Raw genomic sequence first — 26,570 nt, forward strand, 5'->3', positions numbered from 1 at the left:
GACCGTGCTTTGGTCACAACCGAGCGAGACGGCGGGCAGCGTCGTCCTCACCGGGCCGCCCACAAGGGCCGTGACCGTGCTTTGGTCACAACCGAGCGAGACGGCGGGCAGCGTCGTCCTCACCGGGCCGCCCACAAGGGCCGTGACCGTGCTTTGGTCACAACCGAGCGAGACGGCGGGCAGCGTCGTCCTCACCGGGCCGCCCACAAGGGCCGTGACCGTGCTTTGGTCACAACCGAGCGAGACGGCGGGCAGCGTCGTCCTCACCGGGCCGCCCACCGCCCACTAGGCGGAGGCGCGGAGTACTAGGTGGACGGGGAGAACCTCCCGCACCGGTTCGCCACCACTCAACATCTCCAGCAGCGCCTCGACGAGCCGCCGCCCGAACCCCCCGACCGGCTGGTGCACGGTGGTCAGCGGCGGCTCGGTCCACGCCGCGACCTCCTCCAGGTCGTCGAAGCCGATCACCGCGACGTCGTCGGGAACCCGCCGACCCGCGCGCCGGAGTACCCCGAGTGCGCCGGCCGCGGTGAGGTCGCTGGCCGCGAACACCGCGTCCAGGTCGGGCGCACGGTCCAGCAGCTCGGCCATCGCGCGCTCACCGCCCGCGCGGGTGAAGTCGCCGTGCGCGATCAGCGCCGGGTCCGGCTCGCCGAGCGACTCCCGGTACCCCTCCAGCACGCCGCGATAGCCGTCCAGACGTTCGACGGCCGCACGTTGGTCGAGGGACCCGGTGATCGTCGCGATCCGGCGGCGTCCCAGGCCGACGAGGTGCTCGACCGCACGTCGCGCGCCGTCGCGCTGGTCAACGTCGATCGATCCGGCGGTTCCGAGGTCGTCGACCCAGGGATGCCCGCCGAACATCACCGGGACGGGGAGGTCGCGCAGCGCCGTCAAGAGCGGATCGGTGCGGTGCACGGACAGCACGATCGCTCCGTCGACGTGTCCGCCGGCGAGGTACCGCGCGATCCGGTCGTGATCGTCGTCGCCCCCCGTCAGCAGTAGCACGGCCTGACGCCCGGCGTCGCCGAGCTCTCGGCTGGTGGCGAGGATCAACCGGGAGAGCCACGGGTCGGTCATCACCAGGTTCGACGGCTCACCGACCACCAGCGCCACCGCGTCGGTCCGGCGGGTCACCAGGCTGCGGGCGACCGGGTTCGGCACGTATCCGAGCGTGCGGATCGCGTCCTCGACTCGCGCCCTGACCTCCGGGCCCACCTTCGAAGACTGGTTCACCACCCGGGACACCGTCGCTCGCGACACCCCCGCGAGCTCGGCCACCGCGTCCAGCGTCGGCCGCGGACCCCAGCCGGAGCGCACCCCGTTCGCCACCCGTCACCCCCGATCTCCGACGCCCACCGGAACGCCCTGACCACAGCGGCCGAGGATCCGAGGTGCGCCCAACCGTCTCTTTGCGACAGATCCGGGACTACAGCCGCCCAGCACCGCACCGAGGCTCAGAGAGAGCGCTTTCTCAATGTCGACGACACAGTACCGCGCACGTGGGAGGTCGCTGTCAATACCACGGGTTATGGGGCTCCGCCGGGAGCCGGCCGCGGACTCGGTGAACCCCTCGTAGCCCCGGCGCGTACCCAGAGTAGGCGACCGCCTGTTCCGGTGGTGGCTGCCTTGGTGGAGGAGGGTTCACCGGTGAACAAGCTCCGGATGGCCGCCGTCGGCGCGCTCCTCGGGGTGCTGATCGCGCTGTCCCTGCCGGCCGGCGCGGCCTCGGCACACGGCGCACTCACCGCTCCGGTCTCCCGGGCCGCTGCGTGCGGCACCGAGGGCGGGAAGGCCGCTCGGTCGGCGGCGTGCCGGGCCGCGATCGCGGCCAGCGAGCCGGGCGCCGCAGCGGCCTGGGACAACCTGCGGGTGGCCGGCGTGAACGGCCGGGACCGCGCGAGGATCCCGAACGGCAAGCTCTGCAGCGGCGGCCTGGCCCAGTACGCCGGGCTCGACCTGCCCCGCGTCGACTGGCCGGCGACGCAGGTGACGCCGGGCGCCGCGTTCACGTTCAGGTACCGCACGACGATCCCGCACGCCGGGACGTTCCGGCTCTACGTCACCAAGCCCGGATACCAGCCGGGGAAGCGGCTGCGCTGGGCCGACCTGGAGTCCGCGCCGTTCCTCTCGGTCACCGACCCGCGCCGCACCGGCAACGCCTACGTGCTGCCCGGGCGGCTGCCCGCCGGACGTGCCGGGCGCCACGTCATCTACACGATCTGGCAGAACTCCAGCACGGCGGACACCTACTACTCCTGCTCGGACGTCGTCTTCCAGCCGTCGATCGGCACGGAGAAGACCACCGAGGCCCGTCCGAGCGAGCAAGCGTCGAGCCCCACCGCGGTAGCGGCCGACGGCGGGAGCGCCGGCGACGGCGACGAACCGACCGCGGCCGCCGGCGGCGTGCCGGACGCCGCCGAGGAACTCGAACCGTCGCCGGTCGCCGCGCAGGAGCCGGCGGCGGAGGCGGGCGGGTCCCGATGGCCGCTGATCGCCGGTATCGCGGCGACGCTCGGAGTCATCGGGACGATCGGCCTGCTCGCGCTGTACTACCGCCCGCGCCCCCGCCACCGCCGTGGGTGACGCCGTTCGCCCTGGTCAGCCGATCGGAGGCACCGTCTCGCCAGGCGGTACCGGGCCGGGCGGTGTTCCGTCGCCGAACGGCCGGCCACCGAGTTCCTCCCGGCCGTGCGGCGTCAGCCACAGCCGCAAGTCCGGGCCGATCGGCACGATCCCGGTCGGGTTGATGTTCCGGTGGACCTGGTAGTAGTGCCGGGCGATGTGGTCGAAGTCGACCGTGTCACCGAAGCCCGGCGTCTGGAACAGGTCGCGGGCGTACGCCCAGAGCGCCGGGTACTCGGTGAGTTTGCGGCGGTTGCACTTGAAGTGGCCGTGGTACACCGCGTCGAACCGGACCAGCGTCACCCAGAGCCGGATGTCCGCCTCGGTGATCGTGTCGCCGACCAGGTACCGGCGGGCCGCTAGCCGCTCCTCCAGTGCGTCGAGGCGGTCGAACAGCCGGTTGGCGACCCGCTCGTAGGACCGCTGGCGGGTGGCGAAGCCAGCCATGTAGACGCCGTTGTTGACGTCCCGGAACACCGCGTCGTTGACCTCGTCGATCTGGTCCCGCAGCGGCTCGGGGTAGAGGTCGGGCGCGCCCGGTCGGTGCAGCGGGGCCCACTCCATCTCCAGGTTCAGCGTGATCTGCGGATAGTCGTTCGTGACCAGCTTGCCGCTGGGCACGTCGACGATCACCGGAACGCTGATACCGCCGTCGTACTCCGGCTCCCGCGCGAAATACGCCTCGCCGAGGAACTCGATGCCGAGCACCGGGTCCCGCCCGTCCGGATCCAGCGTGAACCGCCAGCTCCGCTCGTCCTGACCGTGCTTGCCTTGTATGGGATCGGCGATCGCCATCGAGAGCGCCGACTCGAGCCCGAGCAGCCGCCGGACGATGACCGCGCGACTCGCCCACGGGCAGGCCCGGCTGATGACCAGGCGGTACCGCCCGGGCTCGAGCGGCCAATCGGGAGATCCGACCCGGTCGGTGAAATGGTTCGGCGCGCGCTCGAACTCCTTCTCCTGCGTTCCGGTGGTGCTCATGAGGGCTCCGTTCCTCGTCGCTCTGCCGCGACCGTAGGCCGCCGTCGGTGCGCCTCGCATCCGCTACGTCTCGCCTAAAACGGAAATACACACTTATATTGGACGTGAGTGCCGGCCCGGACCGGTTCAGTACCGAGAGCGCAGGTGACAGCGTGTCCGAGACTTCACCCGACTACCAGTTCGCGCACCACACCCTGGACCGGTTCGTCTACGGAGATCTCCGCGCGGCCGCGATCGTCAACGTCGGCCGGTACTTCAACACCGACCTGTACACCGGCGCCCGGTTCGAGCGCCTCGACGGCGGCGGCGACCGTCCCGAGGTCGCGCATCAGTTCACCGCGGCCGACCTCACTGCGGTGCGCTGCCTCGGGACCGACATCAAGCCGGTGTCCGCGATCGCGATCCTGGAGACGCACGCCAACCGCCTGTCCGCGCTGCTGCGACGGATCCCGCACACCCCGCTCCACGAGGCCCCGAAATCGGAGATCGACGCGGCCTCCGCCGCCGGGACGCTCGCGAGCATGCTGCTCAGCGACGACTTCCCGCACCTGGGCCGGATGACCGCCACCAAGCTGCTGGCCCGGAAGCGGCCGCACCTGCTGCCCTGCTACGACATCGTGGTGGCGCGCGTGCTGGGTAAGCCGCGGGAGATCACCCACTGCCTGCACACGTGGTTCCACCAGGACCCCGAGCGGGCGAAGTCGCTGGCTTCGATCCGGGACGAGATCGGCGGCGTCTCCGACATCAGCCTGCTGCGCATCCTCGACGCCGCGGTCTGGATGCACGGCTACGAGGACACGGTGGAGGCCGCCAGTTAGAACCAGGCGGGGTCGGTGTCGAGGGTGGTGCGGTCCAGGGACGCCAGGAGGCCGAACTGAGGGGCGGTCTTGGGGAGCTCGTAGCGGAAGAAGTACCGAGCGGCCTGGCGCTTGCCGTCGTAGAACGCGCCCTCCTGCCCGTCCGCGGCGAGGAACTGCTCGAGCCACATCCACGCCACCACGGTGTGCCCGACCGCCTCGAGGTAGATCGACGCGTTGGCCAGTGCGACCTCGGGGTCACCGGTCCCCCACAGCGTGGCCGTCACCGTCCCGATCCGCTCGGCGACCGCCGCGAGCGCAGTGCCCAGCGCTGCCGCCTCACCACCGGCCGCGACGGCGCGCGCCACGGTCTCCCCCAGCGTCGCGCCGAGCAGTCCCAGGCCGGCGCCGCCCTGCATGACGACCTTCCGGCCGAGCAGGTCGAGGCCCTGGATGCCGTGCGTTCCCTCGTGGATCGGGTTCAGGCGGTTGTCCCGGTAGTGCTGCTCGACGTCGTACTCCCGGGTGTAGCCGTACCCGCCGTGCACCTGGATCGCCAGGTTGTTGGCCTCCAGACACCACTGGGACGGCCAGCTCTTCGCGATCGGCGTCAAGACGTCGAGCAGCAGGTGGGCCCGCTCCCGGTCAGCGGTCTCCGGAGCCGTCCGCTCCTCGTCCAGCAGCCGGGCGCAGTAGAGGTTGAGCGCGAGCGCGCCCTCCACGTAGGACTTCTGCGCCAGCAGCATCCGCCGGACGTCCGGGTGCTCGATGATCGGCACCTGCGGGGCCTGCGGGTCCTTCGCCGCGACCGGACGACCCTGCGGACGGCTGCGCGCGTAGTCGAGGGCCTTGAGGTACCCCGTGTACCCGAGCGCGGTCGCGCCGCCTCCGACGCCGATCCGCGCCTCGTTCATCATGTGGAACATGTAGGTCAGGCCGCGGTGCTGCTCCCCGACCAGGTACCCCACGGCCCCGGCGCCCTGCTCACCGAAGTTGAGCATCGTGTTGGTGGTGCCCCGGTAGCCCATCTTGTGGTTCAGACCGGCCAGGACGACGTCGTTCCGCGCGCCGTCCGGGAGGAACTTCGGCACGACGAACAGCGAGATGCCTTTGACGCCTGCCGGCCCGCCGGGGATCTTCGCCAGCACCAGGTGGACGATGTTCTCGCCCAGTTCGTGGTCGCCGGCGGAGATCCACATCTTGTTGCCGAACAGCCGGTAGGTGCCGTCGTCCTGGGGCTCGGCGCGGGTCACGATGTCGGCCAGCGAGGAGCCGGCCTGCGGCTCGGAGAGGCACATCGTCCCGTGGAAGCGGCCGGAGAGCATCGGGCGGACGTATCGGTCCACCAGCTCCGGGCTGCCGTACGTGAGCAGCAGGTTCGCGTTGCCGAGCGTCAGGAACGGGTAGGCCGAGGTGCCGACGTTCGCCGCCTGGAACCAGGCGAAGCACGCCCGCGCGACGACGCCCGGCAGCTGCCCGCCGCCGACGTCGCCCGGGAGCGCCGCGCCCAGCAGCCCGGTCTCTGCGAAGACGTCGAGCGCCTGCTTGACCTCGGGGATCATCGTCACGCGCTCGCCGTCGAACTGCGGCTCCTCGGCGTCGGCGCGCTTGTTGTGGGTCGCGAAGTGCTCGGTCGCGACCTCCTGCGCCAGGTCCAGCGCGGCGTCGAACGTGTCCCGCGAGTGGTCGGCGTAGTACGCCCGCTTGGTCAGCGCTTCGACGTCCAGCCACTCGTAGAGCAGGAAGTCCAGGTCACGCCTCGACAGCAGCAGCGACGCCATCGGCGATCTCCTTAGTCGTCGGGAGGTAGGGGCCTCCGGCCCGCGAATCCGAGATCCGTGCGGTGGTACCAGGCGAGACTGCGGTCGCCCTCGAGCCAGCAGAGCAGTACCGGCACGCCGTCGAGGTCGGCCGGGAAGTCGATCAACAGCGGCGCGAGGCTCTTCAGCTCCGCACCGGTCTCTTGCACCGTCGTCATCAGCTCGTCGAGCCGGGCCTGCGCCGCCTTGAACTCCGGGAGCCCGCCGAGGTCGGTGGGCGGCCCGTTCAGCTGGACGGCGGCCGCCAGCTCAGCGGCGTCCGCCCGGAGCGTGACGATCTCGTCGAGCACCGGCAGCAACCGGTCCAGCTCCTCGCGCGCTTCGGCAGGCGTGAACAGACTCATGCACGGAGCCTAGGCCCAGGCGCCTCAGGCGCCTGGGCCGTGCCCTCAGAGCCCCAGCGACTTCGCGATGATGGTGCGCATGACCTCGCTGGTGCCGCCGTAGATGCGGTTGACGCGGTTGTCGGCGTAGAGGCGGGCGATCGGGTACTCGAGCATGTAGCCGTAGCCGCCGTGCAACTGCAGGCACTTGTCGATCACCCGGGACGCCACGTCCGTGCAGAACAGCTTCGCCTTCGCGGCGTCGGCCGCGGTCAGCTCACCGAGGTCGTGGGCGTCCAGCGCACGGTCGACGACCGCCTGCGCGGCCTCCACCTCGGTCTGGCAGTCGGCGAGCACGAACTTCGTGTTCTGGAAGCCGGCCACCGGCTGGCCGAACACGGTGCGCTCGCGGACGTACGCCAGCGCGAACCCCACGGCCGCCGCCGCCTGCGCGTACGCGCCGACCGCGATACCGAGCCGCTCCTGCGGGAGGTTGTGCGTCAGGTAGGAGAACGCCTTGCCCTCCTCGCCGAGCAGGTCCTCGACCGGCACCTTGACGTCGGTGAAGGAGAGCTCGGCGGTGTCGGACGTGCGGAGGCCGAGCTTCTCCAGCTTGCGGCCGACCTGGTAGCCCTCGCTCTTGGTGTCGACGACGAGGATGCTCAAGCCGCCGCGGCGGTCCTCCTTGGTCGCCGGGGCGGTCCGGCAGACGACGAGGACGCGGTCGGCGAGCACACCACCGGTGATGAACGTCTTCGCACCGTTGAGGACGTAGTGGGTGCCGTCCGGCGAGAGCTTGGCGGTGGTCTTCATGCCGGCGAGATCCGAGCCGGTGCCGGGCTCGGTCATCGCGATCGCGGTCATGATGTCGCCGCTGACGAAGCCCGGCAGCCAGCGCTTCTTCTGCTCGTCGTTGCCGTAGGCCAGCAGGTAGGGCAGGCAGAGTGCGGTGTGCACGCTGGAACCGCCGAAGCTCACCCCGGCCTTGGCCAGCTCCTCGCTGGTGACCGCGGAGAACTTGAAGCTGTGCTCGCCCGCGCCGCCGTACTCCTCGGGCACCTCGATGCCGAAGACGCCCAGCTCGCCGAGGCGCCGGTAGAAGTCGCGCGGCGGGTGGCCGGCCTCCTCCCACGTCGGGTAGACCGGCACGACCTCGGATTGGATGAAGTCGCGAATCGTGGCGCGGTACGCCTCGTGGTCCTCGTTGAATACGGTTCGGCGCACGGCGCGTCGTCCTCTCAGGTAACCCGCTGGACGTTCGTTAAGTTACTTCCGGGTACTAGGCGCTGTCCAGCGGAACGAAGGCACTGGAAAAGCCCGAGTGAGCGAACAAGCGTTAGGCTGACCGTCCGCAATCAGGAGGTAACCCTGCCCACCACCCCGCTCCGGCCACCCGGCCACGAAGCGCTGCTCGCCGCCGCCCGAGTGGAGTTCGCCGAGCGCGGTTACGGCAGCGCATCGATCCGCGACATCGCGCAGCGCGCCGCGGTCAGCCTGTCGGCGCTGTACCACTACTACGGCGGCAAGCAGGAGCTGCTCTACGCGTTGCTCGACGAGGGCATGGAGGTTTACGACCAGGCCTGCCTCGACGCGTTGGCGCGCGTCGGCGACGATCCAGCCGAGCGGCTGGAGGCTCTGGTCGAGGCGCTGATCCGGTTCCGCAGCGGGCCACGCGGGAGTAGCCAGCTGGAGCTCACCGAGGGCCGGAGCCTCAACGCCGAGCAGCACGCGGCACTGCGCACGCGGCAGGCGGAGGCCACCGGCCGATTCCGGGAGGTCATCGCCGACGGCGTCGCACAGGGGCTGTTCCGCACGCCGCAGCCCGACGACGCGCGCCGCACGATCATCGCGGCCTGCAATGCCGTCGCCCAGTGGTACCGCCCCGACGGCCCAGTGCCGCTGACCGAGCTTATCGACCGGTACGTGGGCATCGCGCTCACGGTCGTCGAGTACCGCCCGCGCCGCTACCGCCGACCGGGCCCCCACAGCACCACCGCTTGACGCAGAGCTGCACTCCAGGGTCGCCCCTCGGGTGGCGCGTCAGTCGGCGCTGCCGGGCGCGGCGGCGGGCGGACGGGCGCCGACCAGGCGGGAGTAGCGGAGTTCGAGGCCGTCGAGCAGCGCTTCCAGACCTGCCTCGAACGCGCCGTCGTCGATCGCGCGCTGGTGGTCGGCGAGCAGGTGCGCCTCGGAGAGGTGCGGGTACCGACCCGCGTACACCCGAGCGTCGTCCGGGAAACCGCGCGCGAACGAGCCCAGAGCCGAGCCGGTGACGAAGTACCGCATCAGCGCCCCGATCCGGGTGGCCTGACCGCGCGGCCACCCGGCGTCGACCAGCCCGCCGAACACGGCGTCGGCGAGCCGGAGCGCGTTCGGGCGGTGCCCAGGCCCCTGCGCCAGCACCGGGACCATGTTCGGGTGGGCGGCCAGCGCTGCCCGGTACGAGTGGGCCCACGCGTGCAGCGCGGCCCGCCAGCCGACCCCGCCGCCGGGCGCGGCCAGCGTCGCGAACATCGAGATGTCCACCTCGCCGACCACGGTGTCGACGATCGCGTCGAGCAACTCTTCCTTGGTGGCCAGGTGGTTGTAGAGCGACGGTCCGCTGACCCCCAGTTCGCCGGCCAGCCGTCGCGTGGAGAGCGCGTCCAGGCCTTCCGCGTCCACCAGTAGGAGCGCAGCGGCGACGATGCGCTCGCGGCTCAGCAGCGGTCGGCGGGGGCGCGCCATAGGCAACTCCTCTGCGCCGGTGGATCTGCCGACCGACATCAGCCGAAGCAGGATCGGGCCATGGCCCCGCGAAGCGGGAGCCATGGACCCCATCTTTGCAGGGCAGTTCGGCGGGAAAACGTCCGACGAGAAACTAGCGCTGCTAACTTCCGATTCATGACGACCCTCTCGCTGGCCAGCATCCTGGCCGAATCGGCACGCCGCCGTCCCGATCACCTCGCGCTGATCGAGGGCGAGCAGCGAATCTCCTTCGCGCAGATGTGGCAGCAGGTGCGCACGCAGGCCGCCGCGCTGGTGGAGGCCGGGGTCCGCCCCGGTGACCGGGTCGCACTGATGGCGCCGAACACCGCCGAGTTCCCCCGGGCTTACTACGCGATCCTCGCCGCGGGCGGCGTCGTGGTCCCGGTGCACCTGCTCCTCTCGGCCGAGGAGGTCGAGCACGTCCTGCGCGACTCCGGGGCGACGCTGCTGCTCTGCCACGTCGCGGTGGCGCAGGTCGGGCTGGCCGCCGGGGCCGCGGTCGGCGTCCGGACGCTCACCCTCGGGCCAGCGGTGCCGCAGCTGGACGGCGTCCCCCGCTTCGAAGACCTCGACGCCGAGCCGTTACCGCTGCACCTCAGCCGGCAGGCGGACGACCCAGCGGTCATCTTCTACACGAGCGGAACCACCGGCCGCCCGAAGGGCGCCGTGCTCACCCACCTGAACATGGTGCTCAACGCGACCGTCAACGCGTTCGATGCGAACGACGCCCGGCCGGACGACATCGCGCTGGGCGCGCTGCCGCTCTTCCACTCGTTCGGGCAGACGGTCAGCCTGAACACGATGTGGCGGGTCGGCGCGACGGTCGTGCTGCTCCCCCGCTTCGACGCCGCGGACGCGATCGCGCTGATGCGGCGGGAGAACGTCAACACGTTCCACGGCGTGCCGACGATGTACGTCCGGCTGGTGGAGGTGGCGCGCGACCTGCCCGAGCTGCCCCAGCTCAAGATCGCGGTCTCCGGTGGCGCGTCGCTGCCGGTCCCGGTGCTGGAAGCGTTCGAGAAGACGTTCGGCACGCCGGTCTACGAGGGTTACGGGCTGTCCGAGACGTCGCCGACCGCGTCGGTGAACCAGCCGCACTTCGGCACCAAGGCCGGCTCGGTCGGGCACTCGCTCTGGGGCATCGACGTGGAGATCGCCCGGGCCGAGATCGACGAACGCATCGAGCTGCTGCCCACCGGCGAGCTCGGCGAGATCGTGATCCGCGGGCACAACGTGTTCAGCGGGTACCTCGGCAACCCGGAGGCGACCGCGGCGGCGCTCGTCGACGGCTGGTTCCGCACCGGCGACCTCGGCACCAAGGACGCCGAGGGCTTCATCACGATCGTCGACCGCAAGAAGGACCTGATCATCCGCGGCGGGTTCAACGTGTACCCGCGGGAGGTCGAGGAGGTGCTGCTCCGGTACCCCGGGCTGTCCGAGGCCGCGGTGATCGGGGTGCCCGACCCGGTGCACGGCGAGGAGATCTGCGCGGTAGTGGTCGCCGACCCGGCGACCGAGACGCCGCTCGACACCCACGCTCTGGTCGAGTTCGCGAAGGAGCACCTCGGACGGCACAAGTACCCGCGCCGCGTCGAGGTGGTCGACCAGCTGCCGCTGGGCCCGAGCCTGAAGGTGCTCAAGCGGGAGTTGCGCCAGCAGTACCGTTGAGAGGCATGACGGACTCCTTTGTGGTGACCGGCGCCGGGCAGGGCCTGGGCCGGGCGATCGTCGAACGGCTCCTGGACGACGGCGGCGCGGTAGCCGCCGTCGACCGGGACGCCGTCGCGCTGCAGTGGACCGCCGAGCACCCGCGCGCGGTCGCGGTGCCTGCCGACGCGTCGGACGAGCTCGCCATGGAGCGGGCCGCCGACGTCGCGGCCGAGCTCGGGACGCTGACCGGCTGGGTCAACAACGCGGCGGTGTTCCGCGACCTGTCGCTGCACGCGGCGTCCACCGAGGACGTGTCGGCGGCGATCCGACGCAACGTCGACCTGGTCGTCGTCGGCTCGACGGTCGCGGTGCGCCGGTTCCGGCTCGGCGGAGCCGGCGGCTCGATCGTGAACATCTCGTCCTGGCAGGCGCGGCTCGCCGTCCCCGGTTCGCTGCCCTACGTCACCGCGAAGTCCGCGATCGAGGGCCTGACCAGGGCGGTCGCGGTGGAGTACGGCCCGGAGGGCATTCGGGCGAACGTGGTGGCGCCGGGGTCGGTCGACACCGCGCGCTACCGGGAGTACGTCGCCGCCCACCCGGAGGTCGAGGCCGAGATGGCCCGGCTGCACCCGCTCGGCCGGGTGGCGCGGGCCTCGGAGGTGGCCGCCGCGGTCGCGTTCCTGCTCGGTCCGGACGCCGGCTTCGTCAGCGGGGTCGTGCTGCCGGTCGACGGTGGACGCACCGCGCTCGGCCACGACCCGGAGGGGTCATGACTTCTGCGGCGGATTCTCCACCACGTTGCGGGGCCGGTTCTCCGGACCGCGGGTGATCGGCAGGCCCAGTTCGGTCCGGATCTGCCGCTGGACCATGATCTTGTCCGGCCGCGCGTCGATCGAGACGACGAACTCCTTGCGGCGGAACAGCTCGAGCACGGGATTCGTCTTGGTGTGGTAGTCGCGCAGCCGGGCCTCCAACGCGTGCTCGGCGTCGTCCTCGCGAGTGGCCAGTTCGCCCCCGCAGACGTCGCACCGGCCCTCCACCTGAGGTCGGTGGGCGATCAGGTTGTAGTCCATCCCGCAGCGGGTGCAAAGCCGTCGGTTGAGCACCCGGCGGCGCACCTCGTCGTCGGGCAGCTCCAGGTGGATCACGCCGTCGATGTCGTAGCTCTCCAGGAAGAACTCCGCCTGCGGCCGGTTACGCGGGAACCCGTCGATGATGAAGCCGAAGTTCCAGTCGTGCTGCTCCAGCCGGTTCCGGACCAGCGAACCCACCAGGTCGTCGTTGACCAGCTCACCGGTGGCTACGGTCCGGCGTACCTGGGCCCCGATCTTGGTGTGGTGCTGAACGTGCCACCGGAGCATGTCGCCGACGCTGACCTGGACCAGGTCGAAATCGTTGGCGAGCATCGTCGCCTGGGTGCCTTTCCCGCTGCCCTGGACTCCCATGATCACGTACTTGCGCATGGTCGGACCTTCTCACCCCGGCGGGAGGACCGCCAGCGTGCGCGCCGCTCGCTCGGGCTGCGCGACGACGTCGCGCACGTGAGTGAGGAAGTCGGCCAGCGCGGGGTGGGCCGGGCCGTCGGCCCACGCCACGTAGACCGTGATCGGTTCGACCCCGCGTAGCGGCCGGTAGACGACGCCCGGGTACGGGTGCGTGTGCCGGGTTCCGGCCGCGGTCACGCCAACCGCTCCTCCGGACGCGATGACGTTGAGCCAGTCGTCGACGTTGCCCACCTCGACCACCGCCGTCGGACGCCGGTCGGCCGGCCACAGGTCGAGGCTCGTCGTGCCGATCGGGGGGCAGAGTGCGATGGTCTGGTCGCTCAGGTCGCCGAGCTCCAGAACGCCCGCGCCGGCCAGCGGGTGCACGTCGGGCAGCGCGGCCAGCCGTGGCTCGCGGTAGAGCGGATACCCACGCACGCCGGCGTCCTCCGGCCGCGACCGCAGCAGGGCGACGTCGACCAGCCCGCGTTCGAGCCCGGCGGTCAGCGTGTCCACCCGATGAACCTCGACCGGGACGTCCGGATGGGCGTCGCGCCACGCGCGCAGCAGCGGCGTCGTGTGGCTACCGAGCGCCGCCCAGGCGTACCCCAAGCGCAGCGGACGCGACCCGACCGCCTCCGCCAGCGCGTCGTCGACCGCCGCGAGGATCACCCGCGCCCGGTCGTAGAGCGCCTGCCCGCGGGGCGTCGGCTCCAGGTGACGGGTCGAGCGGTCGACGAGCGTCGCGCCGACGCGGTTCTCCAACTGGCGCAGCGTCCGGGAGAGCGCGGGCTGGGCGATCCCCAGCCGGGCCGCGCCGGCGGTGACGGTGCCCGCCTCGACGATCGCGACCAGCGCACGCAGGTGACGCAGTTCTACGTCCATGCCGGCCGAGCATAAGTGCTGCCGAAAAGGTATTTCCGGACCGAGGTCCCGTGCTGGCAGCGTCGGCGGCATGACACGACGGACGACGGGCGAAGGGGTCGGGCTGGTGCTCGCGGCCGTGTGCTCGCTGCAGTTCGGGGCCGCGCTGGCCGCGACCCTGTTCGGAGCGCTGGGGCCGCTGGGGACGGTCGCCGCCCGGCTGGTCGGGGCCGCCGCGGCGCTCGGGATCGCGGCGGGGGTCGCGCGGGCGGTGGCGCGCGGAAAGGCATCCGCGGCGGGGCGCGGTGGGAGCGCCTCGGCGGCGGGCGGGGCCCGGGACGGCGGGCGCGCGTCCGGTCTGGGCCGATGGCGGACGCCCGTGACGTTCGGGCTGCTGACCGCCGCGATGAACACGTGTGTGTACCTGGCGCTGGACCGGCTCCCGCTGGGTGCGGTGATCACGATCGAGTTCCTCGGTCCGCTGGGGTTGTCGCTGGCGTTGTCCCGGCGGTGGCGGGACGCCGGATGGGCGGCCTGCGCGCTCGCCGGCGTGGTCCTGCTGGGTGGTGGCCTCGGCGACCCGGACGCCGTCGGGATCCTCCTCGCGCTGGTGGCCGCGGCGTGCTGGGCCGGGTACATCGTGCTCAACCGACGGCTCGGGGACGCCGACGGCGGAGGGCTGTCCGGGCTGGCCCTCTCCGCGGTGGTGGCGGCGATCGCGGTCGGGCCGATCGGAGTCGCTACCGGGTTCGAGCCGACGGCGTTCGCGCTCGGGTGCGTGGTCGGGGTGCTGTCGTCCGCGCTGCCCTACGCGCTGGACCTGCTCGCGCTGCGTCGTCTCCCGCCGCGCGTGTTCGGCGTGCTGATGAGCCTGGGACCGGCCGTGGCGGCGCTGGCCGGGTGGCTGGTGCTGGGGCAGGCGCTGACGCTTCCGCAAGTGCTCGCGATCGGCTTGGTGGTGCTCGCCGGCGTCGGCGTCACCGCCGAGCCGCGGCCGGGACGTGCGGCGTCCGGGATGCCCGCGTCGACGGGCCGCCCGGCGCCGCGGCCCGTGTCGTCGGGCGGGCGACCAGCGGGGGTGGGCGCAGCCACCGGGGCGGCCGGAGCGTCAGGCGTCGGGGAGGTCGTGGAGCAGGGCGATGTTCGCCGCCTCGTCCGGATCCGGCTCCGGCTCGGAGAGGAACGCCGTCACGCACTCGACCGCGACGTCCGGCGCCAACCGTTTGAGGCTCAGCGCGACGACGTTGGCGTCGTTCCAGAGTCGCGCCCCACGGGCCGTCCACGCGTCCGCCACGGTGGCGGCCCGCGCCCCGGGAACCTTGTTCGCGGCGATCGCGGTTCCGGTGCCGGTCCAGCACATGAGGACGCCGTAGTCCGCGTGCCCGGCGACGACCGCCTCGGCGACCCGGCGTGACATCACCGGCCACGAGTCCTCGATCGTGACGAGTTCGTGGTCCTTCGCCAGGAAGTCCCGGACGGCGTCTACGCACTCGTTGGTGTCGTCCGCCGCGAACGCGATCCGCATGATCTGAGACTAGTTCGGGCCAGTCGTCGACGCCGCCGCCGATCACGGATTTCCGGGAAGCCCAGCGCTGGCCCGCGGACGCAGCCCCACCAGCTGCGCCACGTTCGCACCACCGAACGCCACCCACGGATCGCCGTGACCCGCGCGAGCCGCCTTTCGGGAAGTCCGCCGCGCTGCTCCGCCTCCGCGCTGCGCGGCGTGGGTGCCGTAGGCGTGGCGGGGCCCCCGATGCGTGCCTCCGGCAACAGCCCTCCCCCGCGTGGCACGCTGGGGCACCGCCCCGACGGCTGTTCAGCACGGCAGTGGGACCCGTAGGCAGGTCGTCCAGCAGGAAGAGTGTGGGTGCATTCGCCTGACCCCGGCCGCCCCTGCCAGCCGCGAGCCGGCAGAACCGCAGTCACCTCGGCGGCGACCCGGCAGGGCGCGTGTGAACGTCCTCCCAGGCGAAGGTGAGCGCGGCGGGGGGCGGACTTCCCGGAAATCTGCTCAGCCCAGGTCGTCCAGCGCCTTCTGGGCGCCACGGTGCAGCTTCACCGGCTCGGTGCTCCGTGCGGACTCGAGCGTGATGTCCTCGGCGGCCTTGTTCGCCGCCACCAACGCGGGCAGCTTGTCGAACAGTGCCTTCGTGAGCACGCACGCCAGGTTCGCGTCGAGCGTCTCCTCGACCAGCAGCAGGTTCGGCACCGCGATCGTCGGCACCGCAGCGGGCGTCCGGTACGTGGCGGCCGGGATCGACGCCTGCTCGTACTCCGGGCTGATCTTCCGCATCGCCGGCAGCAGCGGGGTGATGTCCACGAACGTGACCCGGTCCCGCGCGGTCGTGAACAGGTCGGTGACGCCGGGCGTCGGGAGCCCACCTGACCACACCATCGCGTCGATCGTCCCGCTCTTCATCGCGTCGACGGTCTTGGCGAGGTCCAGCCGCTGCGCCCGGACGTCCTTCGCCGGGTCGAGGCCCGCGGACTCCAGCAGCCGGTTGGCGATCACCTCGGTGCCGGATTTCGGCGAGCCGGTCGAGACTCGCTTCCCTCGGAGGTCCTCGACCCGGGAGATGCCGGTGCCGGTTCGGGCGATGACCTGGGTGTAGTTGGTGTGGATGCGGGCCAGCGCGCGGATCGGCTGGGGTCCGCTGTCGAAGGCGCCCTCGCCGGCGACCGCATCGGCGGCGCTGTCGGCGAGCGAGAACGCGACCTGGTAGTCACCGCGGACCAGCTGCTGGATGTTCTGCACCGACGCTCCGGTCTCCGCGGCGGTGGCCTTCACCCGGCCCCCGGTCGCGGACGCGATCTGCGCGGCGTACGCGTTGCCGAGCGCGAAGTACACGCCGGTCGCGTTCCCGGTGGCGATGCTGATCCGGGTGTCCTTCTCGACCTCACACGTCACCGGGGCGTCCGCGTCGTCGGTCGTCGCCTCGTCCCGCCGCCCGCCGCAACCGGCCAAACTCGCCGCGCCGACGCTGAGCGCCACCGCGCTCCCGACCAGCCGAATCCATCGTCGCTTCATGCCACGCCTCCTGGTCTGCGCCCGTCGTCCGACCCGTCGTCCCCCGACTCTGCCGACGCCGCCCCGGACGACGCCGCACTCTGCGCCGCCCCGCTGGACCCGCCAGGCGCGGGAGCCGCCGCACGCTCCACGGCGTCCCCCGACCTCACGGCCGACGCCTCCGCCGCCACCGCGTCACCCGCCACCGCGTCCCCCGCCGGCACCTCGCCCCCCGCCGCAGCGCCCGTGCCCACGGACGCGCGCGGAACAGCGTCCGCCGAACTGGGAGCAGAAGCACGACGGCGGGTCACCAGCGCCGCAGCCACCGCCGCGGCGAGCAGTACCGAGCCGACTGCGACCGGCACCGGTCGCAGGTAGAGCAGCAGCAGCGCGGCGAGCCCGGCGAGCCCTCGGCCGACCCGGCCCACCGGGCCGACGCCCAGCACCCACCCGCCGGTCGCCGCCGCCAGCGCGGTGACACCGAGCGCCGCGACCGCGGTCGCGACCACGACCGAGAGCGTGCCGCCCAGGCCGAGCAGCCCCTCGCCCGCGTCGGTCAGCACGAACGCGAGCGGCACCAGGAACGCCGGCAGCGCGTACTTCAGCGCCTGCCACATCGTTGGGATGGCCGACCCGCCGGTCACCGCGCTGGCGCCCACCGCAGCCAGCGCGGTCGGCGGCGTCACCTCGGAGAGCACCGAGTAGTAGAAGACGAACATCGCCGCGGCCGCGGCCGGGACGCCCAGCTCCAGCAGCGCCGGTCCGATCACGACCCAGCCGATGATGAACGATGCGGTGACCGGCACCGCCAGCCCCAACAGTGCCAGCGCGACCGCCGCCAGCACGGCGGTGAGCGCGAGCGTCGCGACGGGGTCGTCCACGATCGACCGTGCCCCGTCCACCAGGAGGGACGCGGTCTGCGCCGCGAGACCGGTCTTCGTCATCGTCGCGGTGATGATCCCGGCGGCGGCGCAGACCACGGTCACCGTGAGCACGCCCCGGCCGCCCTCGGCGAAGGCGGCGGACAGCCGCCGCGGCGTCAGGGCCGCCGACCGGTCGAGGAAGGACAGGCCGAACGCCACGGCGGTCGCGATCAGCACCGCCTCGGTCACCGGCCGGCCCAGGAACAGCAACAGCAGGATGACGAAGAGCGACGCGAAGTGATACCCGAACCGGGCCAGCAGGCGCCACGGCGATCGGGCGGCCAGCTCCACCGCGCGGACGCCGAACCGGCGGGCGTCGATCTCGACCGCGAGCAGGATCCCCAGGTAGTAGAGGAGGGTCGGCACCGTGGCCCAACCCAGCACCGCCAGGTACGAGACGTCGAGGTACTCGGCGATGATGAACGCGGCCGCGCCGAGCGTCGGCGGGGAGAGGATCGCGCCGACCCCGGCCGCCGCGAGCATGCCGCCGGCGTGCTCCGCCGGATAGCCGGCCCGCCGCAGGATCGGCCAGGTGACCGCGCCGACGCTCACCGCGGTCGCGGTGCCGCTCCCGGAGACCGTGCCGAGCAGGAACCCCGCCGCCACCGCGGTACGCCCGGCCGCACTGCGCGAACGGCGGAACGCGGCCACCGACAGGTCGACGAAGAACCGCCCCGCGCCGGAGTGGCTGAGCACCGCCCCGTACAGCGTGAACAGCACGATGTAGGTGGCGGCGACGTCCAGCGGGGTGCCGTAGAAGCCGCTGCCGGAGTTGTAGAGCGCGTCGATGATCTGGTCGGCGTCGAGCCCCGCGTGGGCGATCGACCACGACTGCGGCAGGTATCCCCCGTAGTAGCAGTACCCCAGCGCCAGCAGGCAGACGGCGGGCAACACCCATCCGGTCGTCCGCCGGCAGGCTTCGAGCAGCAGCACGAGCAGGACGCTGCCGGCAGCGACGTCGAGCGGATCGAGCAGGCCCTGGCGGTCGAGGAACGCGTCGTAGCCGACCAGGACCGGGTAGGCCCCGACGACGAGCGCGGTCGCGGCCAGTACCCAGTCCGGAACGGACGGACGGTCCCCGGTGGCTCGGGCACGGCTGCGGTACGAGAGGAACACCAGCGGCAGCACGGCCGCGAGGAAGAGGATCAAGTAGAACTGGCCACCCTGCGGGAGCGGCCGGAGCGCCTGGTAGACCGCGAACAGCGTGACGGCAGCACTGGCGGCCGACACCGCGAGGCCGAGCCGTCCAGCCAGACGCCGCGCCGGTTGCTCCTCGTCGCGCACGACGAGCTCCGGCGCCGCGGTCGGAGGGGCGGCCATGCCGGGACCCTACCAACTACGGACATCTACGCGGATGTCTTGTTTCGACGGTAGTTGCTCGGAAAAGCGCTACCCCGCCGACCGGTCGACGGCGGGGTAGCGGCGCCCTCAGGAGTGCGCGGGCTCCGGCTCCCGCGCGGCGGCGGCCTCCGCCTTCCGACGACGCTTCTCGGCCTTCCGGTCCTTACGGCCTTCGACGAGCGTGTAGAGGGCCGGCACCAGCACCAGCGTCAGCAGCGTCGAGCTGATCAGACCACCGATGACGACGACCGCCAGCGGCTGCGAGATGAAGCCGCCCTCGCCGGTGAGGCCGAGGGCCATCGGGATCAGGGCGAAGATCGTCGCGGCAGCGGTCATCAGGATCGGGCGCAGACGGTGCCGCCCACCCTCGACGACCGCCTCGACGACCGGCATGCCGTCGCGCCGGTACTGGTTGACCAGGTCCATCAGGACGATCGCGTTGGTGACCACGATGCCGACCAGCATCAGCATGCCGATCAGCGCCGGGACGCCCAGCGCGGTGTCGCTGACCAGCAGCAGGAGCAGCGCACCGGTCGCCGCGAACGGGATCGACACCAGCAGGATCAGCGGCTGGATCAGGCTGCGGAACGTCGCCACCATGACGATGAAGACGATCGCGATCGCCGCCAGCACTGCGAGCCCGAGCTGCTGGAACGCTTCGGCCTGGTCCTCCGACGCGCCGCCGAGCGTGTAACTCGCGCCCGCCGGGAGGTCCAGCGCGTCCAGCTTCTTCTGCAGGTCCGCGGTGATCGTCCCGAGGTTGTCGCCGCTCGGCGTCCCGCTGACCGTCGCGCTGCGGGCGCCGTCGATCCGGGTGATCTCGACCGGCCCCGGCTCGGTCCGGACGTCCGCGACCGTGCTCAGCCGGACGGCCCCCGCTGCGGTCGGGATCTGGATCGCCCGTACCGCCTCGACGGTGGCCGGCGGCGCCGCGGCGAGCACCGTGATCGGCTGCTCGACGCCCTCGATCACGACCTGACCCGCCGGCGTGCCGCGGAACGCCGCCGCGACGATCTGGCCGAGCGTGCCCTCGGTGAGCCCGTACCGCGCCGCGACCTGGTCCTTGAGCGACACGTCGACCCGCGGCGTGCTCTCCGCGAGGTCGCTGCTGACGTCGTCCAGCCCGTCGACGGACTCCATCGCCTTCGTGACGGCCTCGGTGGCCGTCCGCAGCGCCGCCTCGTCCGCCGCCTGGACGACGACCTGCTGCTCGCTGCCGCCGACGCCGGACTGTGCGCTGCCGACCTCGATCTCACCGGCGTCGGACAGCGCGTTCAGCTTCTCCTCGATCTCCTCCTGGACCTCTGCGGTGTCCTCGTCCTCGTTCACGGTGAGCTGGTAGCTCGCCTGGTTACCCGAGCCGCCGACCCCCGGGAACGCACCGCCGCCGATCGTCACCTGGTAGGACTCCAGGTCGCCGTCGGCGCGGAAGTCCGCGAGCACCGCCTCGACCTTCTTCGCAGCGGCGTCGGTGGTGGTCAGGCCGGTGCCCACCGGCATCGTCTGGGTGAGGCTGAGCGTGTTCTGCCCCGACTGGTCGAGGAAGTTCGTCTTGAGGAACGGCACCATGCCGAGCGTCGCGATCAGCACGACGATCGCGATCGCGATCGTCGTCCAGCGACGTCGGACCGCGAAGCCGATGACCGGCACGTAGATCCGCTGCAGCAGCCCGCGGCGTTCCTTCTCCTCGGCCGCTGCGCGGACCGCCTCAGCGTCCGACGTGTTGGCCGGCTGCCGCAGGAACCAGTAGGCGAGCACGGGGACGATCGTCAGCGCGACGACGAGCGAGGCCAGCAGCGCGACGGTCACGGTGATCGCGAACGGCCGGAACAGTTCGCCGACCAAGCCGCCGACGAGCGCGATCGGCAGGAACACCGCGACCGTGGTCAGCGTCGACGCGGTGACCGCGCCGGCCACCTCGCGGACGCCGTTGAAGATCGCGGTGACCTTCTCCTCGCCGTAGCCCAGGTGCCGTTTGATGTTCTCCAGGACCACGATCGAGTCGTCGACGACCCGGCCGATCGCGATCGTCAGCGCGCCCAACGTCAGGACGTTGAGCGAGAGGCCGTCGGCCCACATCACGATCAGCGCGATCAGCACCGAGAGCGGGATCGAGACCGCGGTCACCAGCGTCGACCGAACCGACAGCAGGAACACCAGGATGACGATGACGGCCATCACCAGGCCGAGGCCGCCCTCGGTCGCCAGGCTGCTGATCGACTTCTCGATGAACGGCGCCTGGTCGAAGACGATCGTCAGCTCGGCGCCGTCACCGAGCGCCTCGGTCCAGTCGTCGAGCTGGTCGCTGATCGCGTGCGAGATGTCGACGGCGTTGCCGTCCGGCGTCATCGTCACGCTGATGCCGAGGCTCTCCTTGCCGTTCGTCCGGGTCAGCGACGTCGCGGGGGTCTCGACCGACTCGACGGACGCGATGTCACCCAGCTTGACCGATGCGGCCGGCGTCGTCCCGGAGCCCGCGTCGGTCCCGGTGCCCGAGCCCGAGGTAGGCGTGAGATAGAGATTCTCGAGGTCGTCCAGCGACGAGTAGGCGCCGCCGACCTGAACCGTCAGTGCCTGGGTGCCCGAAGCGACCGATCCGGCCGGGACCGCGGTGCCACCGCCGCTGATCGCGGCGCTGATCGCCTGCGGCGTCAGCCCGGCGGCGGCCAGCTTCGTCAGGTCGGGGCGGATCACGACGGTCTTGTCCGGTGCGCCGGTCAACGACGCCTCACGGACGCCGTCGATGCCGTTGAGCTCCGGCAGCACGGTCTTCTGCAGCTTCTGCGCCAACGCTGCGGTGTCGCCGCCGGACGCCGAGAGCACAACCGCGGGCAGCAGGTCGTCGGTGCCCCCGGAGAGGATCGACGGATCGACGTCGGCCGGCAGCTGGGCCCGGTCGAGCGCCTGCTGGAGCTTGTTGACGGTCGCCCCGATATCGGTGCCGTACTCCAGCTCCACCTGGACGGTGGCGAAGCCCTCCAGCGAGTTCGACGTGGTCCCGGTGACTCCCGCGACGCCGCGTACGGCGTCCTCGATCGGCTCGGTGACCTGGCTCTCGACGACGTCCGGGGAGGCACCGCTGTACTGCGCGGTGATGAACGCCGCGGGGATCTCCAAGGAGGGCAGCAGCTGCTGCTTGAGCGCCGGGATCGCGATCAGCCCGAACGCGGTGACCGCGATCGTGATCAACGCGATGAGAGCCCGGTTGGCGAGGCTGAACCTGGCCAGGAAGGACATGGCGGTGCTTCTCCGATCGGCACACGACAAATGGGATCCCGGACGCGCCGGGCCTTGCTCCGGCGGTCGGAGTCTGCTTCCGCCCTGCAATGGACGTCAGCAGGCCCCGGCCGGTAGTCAGCCACAGCCCGCGGAGGCGGGCTACGCGGCGTGGCCGGAGCGCCCGGCCTGTGGCTCGGACGCTCCGGACCGGGTCAGTGCCCGGCGCCGACGCCGGCCTGTTCCCGTGCGAGGCGCTCGTCGCCGCTGAGCGTCGCCAGCGGCTTCTCCTTGACGAACACTACGGCGAGTAGCGCCAACGCCGCGATCGGCGCGCCGACGAGGAAGATGTCGGCGGTCGCCTCCCCGTAGACGTCCTGGATCACGGTCAACACCGCGGGCGGCAGCGTCGTGAGGTCCGGGACCTCGGCGGCCCCGTCGCCGCCGGACGCCGCCGGGCCGAGCTTCTCGGCCGACAGCGTGCTCACGCGGTTGGCGAGCACCGCCCCGAGCGCGCTGACGCCGATCGCACCCCCGAGGCTGCGGAAGAACGTCAGGACCGACGTGGTGGCCCCGAGGTCGCGGGCCGGAACGTCGTTCTGCGCGGCCAGGACGAGGTTCTGCATCAGGAGACCGACACCGACGCCGAGCACGAACATGTAGACCGAGAGCAGCAGCACGCTGGTGTCCGCCCCGATCGTGCCGAGCAGGCCCATGCCGGCCACCATCACGACGCCGCCGATCAGCAGGTAGATCTTCCACTTGCCGTACTTCGTGATCAGGCCGCCCGCGATCGTCGACGACCCGAGCAGACCGAAGATCAGCGGCAGGCTCATCAGGCCCGCGACGGTCGGCGACTTACCGAGCGAGATCTGGAAGTACTGGGAGAGGAACACGGTCCCGCCGAACATCGCTACGCCGACCAGCGCGCTCGCGACCGTGGTGAGCGTGACCGTCCGGTTGCGGAACACGCCGAGCGGAATGATCGGCTCGGGCACCCGGGACTCGACCAGCACGAACAGGGCGAGCAGTACGAGCGCCAGCGCGACCAGCCCGGCGGTCCACGCGGAGGCCCACGCGAACTTGTCACCGGCCAGCGTCGACCAGACCAGCAGCGTCGAGACGCCGGCGGTGATCAGGAACGCGCCGAGGTAGTCGATCTTCACGTCTTTCTTGACCACCGGCAGGTCGAGCGTCCGCTGCAGCAGCACGATGGCGATCGCGGCGAAGGGCACCCCGATCAGGAAGCACCAGCGCCAGCCCAGCCAGGACGTGTCGACCAGGAGACCGCCGATCAGCGGTCCGGCGATCGTGCCGACGCCGAACACCGCGCCGAAGATCCCGGAGTAGCGGCCCAGCTCCCGCGGCGGGATCATCGCGGCCATCACGATCAAGGCGAGCGCGGTGACGCCACCGGCGCCGATGCCCTGGATCACCCGGCTGAAGATCAGCACCTCGACGTTGGGCGTCAGGCCCGCGACCAGCGAGCCGACCACGAACATCACCAGCGACAGCTGCATGAGCAGCTTCTTGCTGTAGAGGTCGGCGAGCTTGCCCCAGAGCGGCACGGTGGCGGTCATCGCCAGCAGCTCGGTGGTGACGATCCAGGTGTAGACGGACTGACTGCCGTCCAGGTCGGCGATGATCCGCGGGAGCGCGTTCGAGACGACCGTCGACGCGAGGATCGAGACGAACAGGCCCATCATCAGGCCGGACAGGGCCTGCAGGATCCCGCGCCGGGACATGCGTTCGGTTCCGGCGGCTAACTCCGGGGCGTCCGGCGGTGGGGTGACGGGGTCAGCGTGCCCTTGCGGGCTGGTGGTGGTCACGCGTTTCTCTCTCGTCCGGTGGGTGGCTCGCGGCCACGTCGGGCTCTGGTGGGGCGGGAAGTGGGCCGGGCCGGTCAGCGCCCGGCCGCGAGGTCGTCAGCGGACGCCGCGCCGCCGGCCGGTGCCGGGGCGAGGCCGGCGGCGAGGGCCTGGAAGGCCTCGTCGACGAGCGCGGTGAGGGGACGGTCGCCAGCTCCGGAAGCCCAACGCATCATCGCGACCCGGAGTGCGCCGCCCGCCGTCGCGGCGATCAGCAGCGGGGTCCCGTCGACGGCCGGGTCGACGCCGAGCCGACCGGCGATCGCCTCGGCGAGCGCGAGTTCGGCGGCCGCGCCGCCCTCGACCAGCCGCGCCAGCATCGGCGGGTTCTGGCTGCAGACGGTCATCCGGAGCCGCAGGCGCTCCGCATCGGTCTCGAGCAGCGCCGCCTCGTCGCGGTACGCCGACCAGACCGCGGCCCAGACCGCCAGCTCGGGCGGCGCCGCCACGACGGAGTCCCGGATCCGGTCGCCGCCCTCCAGCATCGACCCGAAGACGGCGTCGTCCTTGGTCGCGAAGTAGTTGAAGAACGTGCGGGCCGAGACGTCGGCCTCGGCACTGATCTCCTCGACCGTGACGTGGTCGAGGCCCCGCTCGGCGACCAGGCGCAGCGCCGCATCGGCCAGCGCCGTTCGGGTCTGCTGCTTCTTCCGCAGACGGAGCCCCGTGGAGGCGGGGCTGTCGTCGGCGGCGTTCATGCAACCCACGGTAGGCCGAACTTGCAGACACTGCAAATCTTTATCGTCTGCAATAAGTCAGGTCAGCGGAAGAACTCGCGCAGGACGGGGGCGAGGACTTCGGGGTCGACGTCGTGGGTCTGGTTCGGCAGCGTGCGCCGCCGTGCGTCGAGCAGAACACCGGCGAGCGCGTTCGCGGCGCTCGCCATCGACGGCGGGCTGGCGCCACCGTCGAGCACCAGCACGGGGACGGTCACCGCGGCCCAGCGCTGCGGCGACAGCGGCTCCCCGGTGGTGGTGCCCTCCAGCAGCGCGATGTCGTACGCCAGCGTGTGCGCGACGCTCTCCATCGCGGCCCAACCCGGCGCCTGCTGCATGCCGGCCACGGCCTCGCGCGGCACTCCGGCCGCCTCGGTGAGGAACAGCTCGACGGCGCCGTCGCGCTGGTCGGTCAGGACCAGTCGCTCCAACCGGGGTTGGAGGTCATCGGGGTGCGGCCGGGCCGTGTCGTCGACGATGAAGGGCGCCTCGTAGACGGCGACCCGGGCGACCGCCGGACGGCGCGCCGCGGCATCCAGCGCGAGCGCGGCCCCGGACGACATGCCGTACAGCGCTGCGTGGCCCCCGGCGTGCGCGATCAGCGCGGCGATGTCGTCGATCTCGCGTTCCGGGGTGTGCGGGGAGGCGCCGTGTCCGCTGTCCCCGCGACCACGGCGGTCGTAGTGGTAGACGGTGAACTCCTCTGCGAGCAGGCGGGCCAGCCGGGCGGTGCCGGGATCGATCGCGCGGTGCTGGAAGGCGCCGCCGACCAGGATCACCGCCGGGCCGCTGCCGTAGCGGTCGAACGCGATCGGGGTTCCGTCGGCCGAGATGACGGTGTCCATCAGTGGTCTCCTTCGCGGGTCTTCGGGTGCGGCAGCGCCGCCGAGCCCGGGTGCGCGGCCGGGGCCGGCTGGGCGGCCGGACCCGGCTAGGACGCCGAACCCGACTGGGTCGCCGGGGCCGGTGCGGGCGCGGGGCTCGACTCGGGTGCCGAAGTCGCGGCCGGTTCCGCGCCGATCGGCGGGGTGTGCCGCAGCGCCGCCATGACCAGGATCGCCAGACCGGCCAGCAGCGCCGCGCTGACTGCGGCCGCGGCCTGCATACCGGCCGTGAACGCCTGCTCAGCGGCGGCGAGTACGACACTGCCGAGCTTGTCAGGCAGACCGGCCGCAACCTCGGCAGCTCCACTGAGCGTGTCGCGCGCGTTCGCGGCGGAATCGGGGGTCAGCCCCTCCGGCAGCTCGACGCGAGCCCGGTACACCGCGACGCCGAGGCTGCCGAGCGTCGCGATGCCGAGCGCGAAGCCGAACTCGCCGCTGGTCTCGTTCAGTGCACCGGCGGAGCCGGCCTCCTCCGGAGGGACGACGCCGAGCACCAGGCCGGTGGCGAGCGTGATCAACGGCCCGGCGCCGAGGTTCGTCAGCGCGAAACAGGCGGCGATCCCGACCGGCCCGGCCGTGACCGGCAGGGCGGCCAGCGTGGCGAGCGCCGCGACCGAGATCGTCAGGCCTCCCGCGATCAGGACGGCCGGCCGGACTCGGCGGGCGAGCAGCGGAGCCACCAGCACGCTGTGCAGCACCATCGCCGGAAACACCGAGCAGGAACACCGACCCCCACCAGAAGTACTCGAGCATCGCCCCACCGACCACCGGGCCGATGGCGGTTCCACCCACGAAGCAGACGAACCAGACCCCGATCGCCAGGCCACGCTGCTTCGGATCGCGGAACATGGTGCTGATCAACGCGAGGATCGACGGCGCCAGCGTCGGCCCCCGCGACTCCGAGCAGGGCCCTCGCGACGATCAGCAGCGCCACGGTCGGCGCGTAGGCGGCCAGCACGGACGCCACCCCGAACGCCGCCACGCCGATCAGCAGCAGCCGCCGCGGACCGATCCGGTCGCTCACCGCCCCCATCGTGATCAGGAGGCCCGACAGCAGGAAGCCGTAGGAATCCACGATCCATAGCTGCTCGGTGCTGCTCGCGCCCAACGCCACGCTGAGGTGCGGCAGCGTCAGCAGCATCACGAAGACGTCGATCGAGATGAGCAGCGTGGGAAGGGCGAGGACGGCGAGCCCGATCCACTCCCGGCGGCCCGCCCGCGCGGTCGCCCCGGGATCGCTTGGCCCGCCGTCGACGGCGGAAGCCTCACCCGCCGCCGCGGCCGGAAGGCCGCTTCGCGGCGCCGTACCCTCCTGCGCGATGC

Annotated in this window: 21 protein-coding genes and 2 pseudogenes; 6 read left to right on the plus strand and 17 right to left on the minus strand. The window is 71.9% G+C overall.

The window, feature by feature from the left end; translation table 11 throughout:
* Positions 1 to 285 precede the first annotated feature (285 nt).
* Positions 286 to 1,332, minus strand: a complete 1,047-nt coding sequence (locus tag ABEB28_RS09430; RefSeq protein ID WP_345727601.1) for a LacI family DNA-binding transcriptional regulator — start codon at positions 1,330 to 1,332, stop codon at positions 286 to 288.
* A gap of 318 nt (positions 1,333 to 1,650) precedes the next feature.
* Between ABEB28_RS09430 and ABEB28_RS09435 the strand changes: the two genes are divergently transcribed.
* Positions 1,651 to 2,586 carry a lytic polysaccharide monooxygenase auxiliary activity family 9 protein gene (locus tag ABEB28_RS09435; protein WP_345727602.1) on the plus strand — a complete coding sequence of 312 codons (936 nt, stop codon included), beginning with the start codon at positions 1,651 to 1,653 and terminating at the stop codon, positions 2,584 to 2,586.
* Positions 2,587 to 2,601: 15 nt separating this feature from the next.
* Here ABEB28_RS09435 and ABEB28_RS09440 read toward each other — a convergent pair whose 3' ends face one another.
* Entirely contained in the window at positions 2,602 to 3,606 is a 1,005-nt protein-coding gene (locus ABEB28_RS09440; protein ID WP_345727603.1) for a glutathione S-transferase family protein, read from the minus strand.
* 152 nt (positions 3,607 to 3,758) lie between these two features.
* Here ABEB28_RS09440 and ABEB28_RS09445 point away from each other — a divergent pair, with 152 nt between their 5' ends.
* Positions 3,759 to 4,424 (plus strand): DUF6308 family protein, encoded by a 666-nt coding sequence (locus tag ABEB28_RS09445; protein WP_345727604.1) that lies wholly within the window; start codon positions 3,759 to 3,761, stop codon positions 4,422 to 4,424.
* On the opposite strand, the gene ABEB28_RS09450 is transcribed toward ABEB28_RS09445, so the two are convergent.
* The 3 genes from ABEB28_RS09450 to ABEB28_RS09460 are packed head-to-tail and all read right to left on the minus strand — an operon-like array spanning position 4,421 to position 7,770.
* Positions 4,421 to 6,184 carry an acyl-CoA dehydrogenase gene (locus ABEB28_RS09450; protein ID WP_345727605.1) on the minus strand — a complete coding sequence of 588 codons (1,764 nt, stop codon included), beginning with the start codon at positions 6,182 to 6,184 and terminating at the stop codon, positions 4,421 to 4,423. The genes ABEB28_RS09445 and ABEB28_RS09450 overlap by 4 nt on opposite strands.
* An 11-nt stretch (positions 6,185 to 6,195) precedes the next feature.
* Positions 6,196 to 6,567 carry a DUF2203 domain-containing protein gene (locus tag ABEB28_RS09455; protein WP_345727606.1) on the minus strand — a complete coding sequence of 124 codons (372 nt, stop codon included), beginning with the start codon at positions 6,565 to 6,567 and terminating at the stop codon, positions 6,196 to 6,198.
* A 45-nt stretch (positions 6,568 to 6,612) separates the two neighbouring features.
* Positions 6,613 to 7,770 carry an acyl-CoA dehydrogenase family protein gene (locus ABEB28_RS09460; protein WP_345727607.1) on the minus strand — a complete coding sequence of 386 codons (1,158 nt, stop codon included), beginning with the start codon at positions 7,768 to 7,770 and terminating at the stop codon, positions 6,613 to 6,615.
* Here ABEB28_RS09460 and ABEB28_RS09465 point away from each other — a divergent pair.
* A complete protein-coding gene (locus tag ABEB28_RS09465; protein ID WP_345727663.1) occupies positions 7,741 to 8,547 on the plus strand; it encodes a TetR/AcrR family transcriptional regulator in 807 nt (268 codons plus the stop codon). The genes ABEB28_RS09460 and ABEB28_RS09465 overlap by 30 nt on opposite strands.
* 39 nt (positions 8,548 to 8,586) lie before the next feature.
* Here the strand turns inward: ABEB28_RS09465 and ABEB28_RS09470 are convergent, their stop codons facing one another.
* Positions 8,587 to 9,273: a TetR/AcrR family transcriptional regulator C-terminal domain-containing protein gene (locus ABEB28_RS09470; protein WP_345727608.1), complete on the minus strand. Its 687-nt coding sequence runs from the start codon at positions 9,271 to 9,273 to the stop codon at positions 8,587 to 8,589.
* Between the two features lie 156 nt (positions 9,274 to 9,429).
* On the opposite strand from ABEB28_RS09470, the gene ABEB28_RS09475 reads away from it, so the two are divergent.
* Together ABEB28_RS09475 and ABEB28_RS09480 are read left to right on the plus strand one after the other, a co-directional pair.
* Positions 9,430 to 10,962, plus strand: a complete 1,533-nt coding sequence (locus tag ABEB28_RS09475; protein ID WP_345727609.1) for a long-chain-fatty-acid--CoA ligase — start codon at positions 9,430 to 9,432, stop codon at positions 10,960 to 10,962.
* A gap of 5 nt (positions 10,963 to 10,967) precedes the next feature.
* Positions 10,968 to 11,717: an SDR family NAD(P)-dependent oxidoreductase gene (locus ABEB28_RS09480; protein ID WP_345727610.1), complete on the plus strand. Its 750-nt coding sequence runs from the start codon at positions 10,968 to 10,970 to the stop codon at positions 11,715 to 11,717.
* Here ABEB28_RS09480 and ABEB28_RS09485 read toward each other — a convergent pair.
* A complete protein-coding gene (locus ABEB28_RS09485) occupies positions 11,712 to 12,407 on the minus strand; it encodes an adenylate kinase family protein (RefSeq protein WP_345727611.1) in 696 nt (231 codons plus the stop codon). The genes ABEB28_RS09480 and ABEB28_RS09485 overlap by 6 nt on opposite strands.
* A gap of 12 nt (positions 12,408 to 12,419) precedes the next feature.
* Positions 12,420 to 13,313: a LysR family transcriptional regulator gene (locus tag ABEB28_RS09490; RefSeq protein ID WP_345727612.1), complete on the minus strand. Its 894-nt coding sequence runs from the start codon at positions 13,311 to 13,313 to the stop codon at positions 12,420 to 12,422.
* A 385-nt stretch (positions 13,314 to 13,698) separates the two neighbouring features.
* Here ABEB28_RS09490 and ABEB28_RS09495 point away from each other — a divergent pair.
* Positions 13,699 to 14,250: pseudogene (locus ABEB28_RS09495) on the plus strand (EamA family transporter); the annotation flags it as partial.
* A 150-nt stretch (positions 14,251 to 14,400) separates the two neighbouring features.
* On the opposite strand, the gene ABEB28_RS09500 reads toward ABEB28_RS09495, so the two are convergent.
* The 9 genes and pseudogenes from ABEB28_RS09500 to ABEB28_RS43090 form a co-directional block, all read right to left on the minus strand.
* Positions 14,401 to 14,817 carry an RpiB/LacA/LacB family sugar-phosphate isomerase gene (locus ABEB28_RS09500; RefSeq protein ID WP_345727613.1) on the minus strand — a complete coding sequence of 139 codons (417 nt, stop codon included), beginning with the start codon at positions 14,815 to 14,817 and terminating at the stop codon, positions 14,401 to 14,403.
* Positions 14,818 to 15,303: 486 nt separating this feature from the next.
* Positions 15,304 to 16,320, minus strand: coding sequence for a TAXI family TRAP transporter solute-binding subunit (locus ABEB28_RS09505; RefSeq protein WP_345727614.1), 1,017 nt, complete (start codon positions 16,318 to 16,320; stop codon positions 15,304 to 15,306).
* A complete protein-coding gene (locus ABEB28_RS09510) occupies positions 16,317 to 18,542 on the minus strand; it encodes a TRAP transporter permease (RefSeq protein ID WP_345727615.1) in 2,226 nt (741 codons plus the stop codon). Before ABEB28_RS09510 ends, ABEB28_RS09505 begins: the two co-directional genes overlap by 4 nt.
* 108 nt (positions 18,543 to 18,650) lie before the next feature.
* Positions 18,651 to 21,800, minus strand: a complete 3,150-nt coding sequence (locus tag ABEB28_RS09515; RefSeq protein WP_345727616.1) for an efflux RND transporter permease subunit — start codon at positions 21,798 to 21,800, stop codon at positions 18,651 to 18,653.
* Between the two features lie 194 nt (positions 21,801 to 21,994).
* A complete protein-coding gene (locus ABEB28_RS09520; RefSeq protein WP_345727664.1) occupies positions 21,995 to 23,524 on the minus strand; it encodes an MDR family MFS transporter in 1,530 nt (509 codons plus the stop codon).
* Between the two features lie 158 nt (positions 23,525 to 23,682).
* Positions 23,683 to 24,345, minus strand: a complete 663-nt coding sequence (locus ABEB28_RS09525; protein ID WP_345727617.1) for a TetR/AcrR family transcriptional regulator — start codon at positions 24,343 to 24,345, stop codon at positions 23,683 to 23,685.
* Between the two features lie 62 nt (positions 24,346 to 24,407).
* Positions 24,408 to 25,208 carry an alpha/beta fold hydrolase gene (locus tag ABEB28_RS09530; RefSeq protein WP_345727618.1) on the minus strand — a complete coding sequence of 267 codons (801 nt, stop codon included), beginning with the start codon at positions 25,206 to 25,208 and terminating at the stop codon, positions 24,408 to 24,410.
* 86 nt (positions 25,209 to 25,294) lie between these two features.
* Complete coding sequence (locus ABEB28_RS43085; protein ID WP_425558928.1) at positions 25,295 to 25,948, minus strand: MFS transporter; 654 nt, start codon at positions 25,946 to 25,948, stop codon at positions 25,295 to 25,297.
* A gap of 7 nt (positions 25,949 to 25,955) precedes the next feature.
* Positions 25,956 to 26,445: pseudogene (locus tag ABEB28_RS43090) on the minus strand (MFS transporter); the annotation flags it as partial.
* Positions 26,446 to 26,570: the final 125 nt, after the last annotated feature.

It is taken from the genome of Cryptosporangium minutisporangium, from assembly GCF_039536245.1.
GTDB lineage: Bacteria > Actinomycetota > Actinomycetes > Mycobacteriales > Cryptosporangiaceae > Cryptosporangium > Cryptosporangium minutisporangium.